6 protein-coding genes are annotated in these 5,649 nt (G+C 75.7%); 2 read left to right on the plus strand and 4 right to left on the minus strand.

What is annotated here, in order from left to right; genetic code table 11:
- The coding region (locus FHE66_RS04055) for a DUF5701 family protein (protein WP_176554643.1) at window positions 1–517 on the plus strand (517 nt) is incomplete at its 5' end.
- 14 nt (window positions 518–531) lie between these two features.
- Here the strand turns inward: FHE66_RS04055 and arfB are convergent.
- On the minus strand, window positions 532–957 hold the full coding sequence (gene arfB / locus FHE66_RS04060; RefSeq protein WP_139071713.1) for an alternative ribosome rescue aminoacyl-tRNA hydrolase ArfB: 426 nt from the start codon (window positions 955–957) through the stop codon (window positions 532–534).
- Window positions 958–1,162: 205 nt separating this feature from the next.
- Here arfB and pepN point away from each other — a divergent pair, with 205 nt between their 5' ends.
- Entirely contained in the window at window positions 1,163–3,781 is a 2,619-nt protein-coding gene (pepN, locus tag FHE66_RS04065) for an aminopeptidase N (RefSeq protein WP_255303598.1), read from the plus strand.
- Between the two features lie 4 nt (window positions 3,782–3,785).
- Here pepN and FHE66_RS04070 read toward each other — a convergent pair whose 3' ends face one another.
- From FHE66_RS04070 to FHE66_RS04080, 3 genes are all read right to left on the minus strand, one after another.
- Window positions 3,786–4,538: an SCO1664 family protein gene (locus FHE66_RS04070; RefSeq protein ID WP_255303599.1), complete on the minus strand. Its 753-nt coding sequence runs from the start codon at window positions 4,536–4,538 to the stop codon at window positions 3,786–3,788.
- Entirely contained in the window at window positions 4,535–5,086 is a 552-nt protein-coding gene (locus FHE66_RS04075) for a DUF3090 domain-containing protein (protein WP_139071716.1), read from the minus strand. The genes FHE66_RS04070 and FHE66_RS04075 overlap by 4 nt, the downstream gene beginning before the upstream one ends.
- 10 nt (window positions 5,087–5,096) lie before the next feature.
- Window positions 5,097–5,649: MSMEG_4193 family putative phosphomutase (locus FHE66_RS04080; RefSeq protein WP_139071809.1), on the minus strand; the 553-nt coding region annotated here is incomplete at its 5' end.

A 5,649-nucleotide genomic window follows, 5' to 3' on the forward strand; every position in this document is an offset into this window, starting at 1 on the left:
CGCGCTCGTCGAGCCGCTGCGCGCGCAGCTGCCGCCCGCCGGGGCGCCGACGTCCGTCCCGCCCGAGGACCACGTCCCGTTCGTCCTCGTGCTCGCCCTCGAGCGGCCGGGTGACGCCGTCCCCGCCATGCGGCTGGGGCGGCGCGGCGGCGTCAGCCTCATCGACGACGACGAGCTCGCGACCTACCGCCCCGTGGTCGACGTCCCGGACGGCCCCGCCCACCTCGTGCGCGACGTCGACACCGGCACCCGGTTCCTCGGCGTGACGCCCGAGAGCGCCACGGAGACGATCCGCGCGGAGGGGCGCCGCCCGCTCACCGTCGCTGAGGGGCTGGCGCTCGTCGTCGTGCGCCCGGACATGCTGCGTCCCGGCCGCTGCTTCTCCCTCGCCGGCTCGCGCACCGGCACGAACCAGCGGGTGCCCGCCGTGTGGATCTCCGAGCGTCGCCCCAAGCTCGGGTGGTGCTGGGACCGCAACCCGCACACCTGGCTCGGCACCGCGTCGGCGGCCGGCTGAGGCCGCGGCCCGCCTCAGTCCGCCGGGCGGCGGCGCAGGGCCTTGGTCTGGCTGCGGCGGGTCTTGGCCTCGGCGCGCCGGCGCTGGGCGCCCCGCGAGGGCTTCGTGGGCCGCCGCGTCGGAGGTGGGGGAGCGAGCGCCCCGCGCAGCAGGTCGGCCAGCCGGGCGGCGGCCGCCTCGCGGTTGCGCAGCTGGGAGCGGTGCTCGCTGGCCACGACGGTGAGCCGGCCGTCGACGAGCCGGCCGGCGAGGGCCGCGAGCACCCGCTCACGCTGCCGCTCGTCCAGCGCCGTGGTCCCCGCGACGTCGAGGGTGAGCTCGACCCGGGAGTCGGTCGTGTTGACGCCCTGGCCCCCGGGCCCCGAGGCCCGGGAGAAGCGCCACTGCAGCTCCTCCTCGCGCACGACGACGGCGCGCGTCACGTGCAGGTCACCGGGCATGGCGCCAGCCTCTCATCCGCCGAAGACCGCAGGCGCGCTCATCCCTGCCACGACTGAGGTCCGCGTCACGGTCCGGGCCGTGCCTCACCGGCGTGTCGCAGGGCGTGTCGCGCAGGTCGTGGCGTGTTTTCCGGTCGCTCGGGCACGCGGGGACCGGCCGCGTCCGCGTGGCCCGGTGGGCGGTCCTCGTGCTTTGCTCCTCCCCGTGAGCAACCTGACCCGCGACGAGACCCGCGGCCGCGCCTCCCACCTGAGCCTCCACACCGTCACCGTGGAGCTCGACCTGCGCGCAGCCCGCGACGGCGGCACCCCGACCTTCCCGACGACGACGACCGTGAGCCTGACGAGCACCGCGCCCACGACGTGGCTCGACTTCCTCGGACCCCGCGTCCACGCCGTCGTCGTCGACGGCGAGGAGCAGCCGGTGCGCTTCGAGGACGGCCGGGTCCACGTCGAGGGGCTGCGCACGGACGGCGGGGAGTCGACCGTCGTCGTGCGTGGCGAGGGTGCCTACTCGCGCACGGGCGAGGGGCTGCACCGCTTCGTCGACCCGGTGGACGGGCAGACCTACCTCTACACCCAGTACGAGCCCGCCGACGCCCGGCGCGTCTTCGCGAACCTCGAGCAGCCCGACCTCAAGGCGTCCTACACGTTCGTCGTCACCGCGCCGGAGGACTGGCACGTGCTGTCCAACTCTGCGGCGCAGGAGGTGACCGACGCCGAGGACGGCGGGCGGACGTGGACCTTCGCGCCCACGCCGCCGCTGTCCACCTACATCACCGCCGTCGTCGCCGGGCCCCACCACCGCGAGGAGGGCAACTGGTCGCGCGAGCTGCCCGACGGCACCACCCTCGAGGTGCCGCTCGGCCTGTGGTGCCGCGCCTCCCTCGCGCCCTACCTCGACGCCGCGGAGTTCCTCGAGGTCACCCGCCAGGGCCTGGACCTGTTCCACGACGCCTTCGACTACCCCTACCCGTGGGGCAAGTACGACCAGGTGCTCGTGCCCGAGTACAACCTCGGCGCGATGGAGAACCCGGGCCTGGTGACCTTCACCGAGCACTACCTCTTCCGCTCCCAGGCCACCGAGGCCCAGCGCGAGGGCCGCGCCACGACGATCCTCCACGAGATGGCCCACATGTGGTTCGGCGACCTCGCGACGATGCGCTGGTGGGACGACCTGTGGCTCAAGGAGTCCTTCGCGGACTACATGGGCACCTACGCCACGGCCACCGCCACCCGCTTCTCCACCGCGTGGACGAGCTTCGCCCTGCGCCGCAAGGCCTGGGCCTACCGCCAGGACCAGCTGCCCAGCACCCACCCCGTCGTCGCGGACATCCCCGACCTCGAGGCCGCCAAGCAGAACTTCGACGGCATCACCTACGCCAAGGGCGCCTCGGTGCTCAAGCAGCTCGTCGCGTTCGTCGGGCCCGAGGCGTTCCTCGCCGGTGCCCGCGTCTACTTCCGCCGCCACGCGTTCGGCAGCACGACCCTCCCGGACCTCCTCGCCGCGCTCGAGGAGGCCTCGGGCCGTGACCTGTCGGCGTGGAGCGGGCAGTGGCTGGAGACCACCGGCCCCTCGACGCTCACCGCCGAGGTCGACCTCGCGCAGGGTGAGGACGGCCGGGAGACCGTTGCCGCCCTACGGGTCCGCCAGGAGGACGCGGGCGGGGTGCTGCGCGACCACCGCCTCGTCGTCGGGTGCTACGCCGCGGGCGAGGACGGCGCCCTCGTGCGCACCCACCGGTTCGAGACCGACGTGACCGGCGCCGTCACCGAGGTGGCCGAGGCCGCCGGGATCCCCGCGCCGGACCTCGTCCTCGTCAACGACGACGACCTCACCTACGCCAAGGTGCGCCTCGACCCGCGGAGCAGCGCCACCGCGCTGCGCTCGGCGGGGACCCTCGCCGAGCCGCTGTCCCGCGCCGTCGTGTGGTCGGCGCTGTGGAACGCGACCCGCGACGCGGTCCTGCCCGCCGAGCGCTTCCTCGACGCCGTCGTGAGCCAGCTGCCGGCGGAGGAGGAGATCGGGATCGCGCGCGACCTGCTCGCCCACGCCGCGACCGCCGTCGAGCACTACCTGCCGGTCGAGCAGCGCGCCGGGGCGCGCGGTCTGCTCGCCGAGGAGACCTACGCGCGGCTCACCGAGCGTGAGCCCGGCTCGGGCCTGCAGCTCGTGTGGGCGCGTGCCTTCGCCGACGCCGCCGCCCGCGCGCCGGAGGCGGCCGGCCACGTCCGCGCGGTCCTCGCCGGTGAGGTCGAGGGCCTGCGGCTCGACCCGGACCTGCGCTGGTCGCTGTGGCAGGCGCTGGCCGCTGTCGGCGAGGCGGGGCCGGAGGACCTCGACGGCGAGCTCGCCCTCGAGGACACCGCGACCACCCGCCTGGCCCGTCGCGCCGCGCTCGCGGGGCGCCCGGACGCCGACGTCAAGGCCGGCGCCTGGGCCGAGCTCGGGCTGCCCGCGCCGGGCACCGACGCCGCCCTGGGGGACAGCGACCTGTCCAACGACGAGGTCGACGCCGTCCTCACCGGCCTCACCCAGCCGCTGCACGCCGACCTGCTCGACGGGTACGTCGAGCAGTACTTCGCCCTCCTCCCCGCGATCTGGGAGGGCCGCTCGATCGAGATCGCCGAGCGGCTCGTCCAGGGGCTCTACCCGTCGTGGGCGGCGGAGGAGGACGGCGCGGTGGAGGAGCAGCCGGTGGTGCGCCGGACCCGGCGCTGGCTCGACGAGCACGCCGGGGCGCCCGCAGGGCTCCGCCGCACCGTCCTCGAGCAGCTCGACGACCTCGAGCGCGCACTGCGCGCCCGGGCCGCGGCGGCCTGACCGGCTAGAAGGGCGGCCAGGGGATCGCCGGGTAGCCGGCGGGCGGCAGGGGGAGGCGCCCGGCGGCGAGCAGGCGGTCGCAGCGATCGGTGAGGGCGGTGACCTCGGCGGGCTCGAGCAGCCCGCCGAGCGCCGCGCCGAGCTCGCCGTCCAGGTCGGTGCGCACCCGCTGGACCCCGGCCACCTCCTCGGCCGTGAGCCCGGCCCCCGCCCACCCCCAGAGCACGGTGCGCAGCTTGTGCTCGGGGTGGAACGTCAGCCCGTGGTCCACGCCGTACCGGTGGCCGCCCTCGACCGCGAGGACGTGCCCGGCCTTGCGGTCGGCGTTGTTGACGACGACGTCGAAGACCGCCATCCGCCGCAGGGCGGGGGAGTCCTCGTGGAGGAGGGCGACGGGCCGGTCCTCCTCGTCGACACCCTCCAGGACGCGGCACCATCCCTTCGCCGGGGCCTCCCCGGCGGGGACGAGGAGGACGGCGTCCTGCTCCGGGTCCGGCTCGCACCAGAGCTGGGCCATGCCGGTGCCGAGCGGCCCCTCGCACAGCCAGGTGCGGGGGACCAGCCCCCACCCCGTCGCCTCCGAGACGAGGTAGGCGGCGACCTCCCGGCGGGCGAGCGTCCCGTCGGGGAAGTCCCACAACGGCCGCTCCCCGGCGACGGGCTTGTAGACGACCGGCTCAGGCCCGAGGCGGCCGAGGAAGGTGGCGTTGGAGGCCGAGAGGATCCGGGCGTCGAGAACGATCTCGGCGCCGCTCACCGCAGCCCGTCGGTGGGCCCGCAGTCGTGGCCCTCGGGGTCCATCGGCTCCCCGCACCGGGGGCATGCCGGGCGCCCGGCGGCGACGACCTCGCGGGTGCGCTCGGCGAAGGCGCGGGCGGTGCCGACGGGGATGCGCACGACGAGCGCCTCCTCCGCCTCGGGGACGACCGGCTCGAGCGTCTCCGCGTCGACCGTCTGGATCGGCACCGCCTCGATGACGAGCTGGGCGGTGGAGGGGTCCCAGCCCAGGCCCATGACCCCGACGCGGAACTGCTCCGCGACCGGCTGGTCGAGGCCCTCGGTGTCGATGAGCTCCTGCGGTGCCTCGGCCGGGACGCTGAAGCGGTTGCCGTCGGTGGCCATAAGCTCGTCGAGCAGCTCGTCGATCTTCTCGGCGAGCGCGGCCGACTGCTCCTTCTCCAGCGCGACGGACAGGAGCTGGCTGCCGGTGCGTGCCTGGAGGTAGAAGGTGCGCGCCCCGGGCTGCCCGACCGTCCCGATCACGAGCCGGTCGGGCCAGTCGAAGGTGTGGACGGTGACGGGCACGTTCCCCATGCTACGAGGCGGGCGGCGAACCCGCCGGTCCGGCCCCGCCCCCGACCTGGGCCTCCTCGTGCCGGGCGGCGAGCCACGTGAGGTCGCCGTCGTCGGTGTTGACGGTCAGCACCTGCGGCGCGGCGGGGGCGTAGCGCACGACCGAGAGCGACGCGGGGTGGACGTGGAGGCGCTGGAAGAGGTCGAGGTGCAGGCCGAGGGCGTCGGCGAGGACCGCCTTGAGCAGGTCTCCGTGACTCACCGCGGCCCACACCGCGCCGGGCCCGTGCTCGGCCTCGACCTCCGCGTCGATCCGGCGGACCGCGCCGACCGCCCGCGCGTGCATCTCCACGAGCGACTCCCCGCCGGGGAAGACGGCCGCCGAGGGCTGGCGCTGGACGACCTGCCACAGGTCCTCGCGGGCGAGGTCGGCCAGGGCCCGGCCCTGCCAGCGGCCGTAGTCGCACTCGGTGAGCGCGTCCTCCACCCGGGTCGGCGGGCTCCCGGCCTGGCGGTCGAGCACCGCCTGCGCCGTCTCCCGACACCGTTCGAGCGGGCTGGTGACGACGAGGGCG

The sequence above is a fragment of the Georgenia sp. 311 genome (genome assembly GCF_006151955.1).
GTDB classification, from domain to species: Bacteria; Actinomycetota; Actinomycetes; order Actinomycetales; family Actinomycetaceae; genus Oceanitalea; species Oceanitalea wutianyii.

Excerpts from the sequence above, each read along its gene's own strand:
- arfB (WP_139071713.1), bottom strand. The coding sequence starts at position 957 with ATGCCCGGTGACCTGCACGTGACGCGCGCCGTCGTCGTGCGCGAGGAG.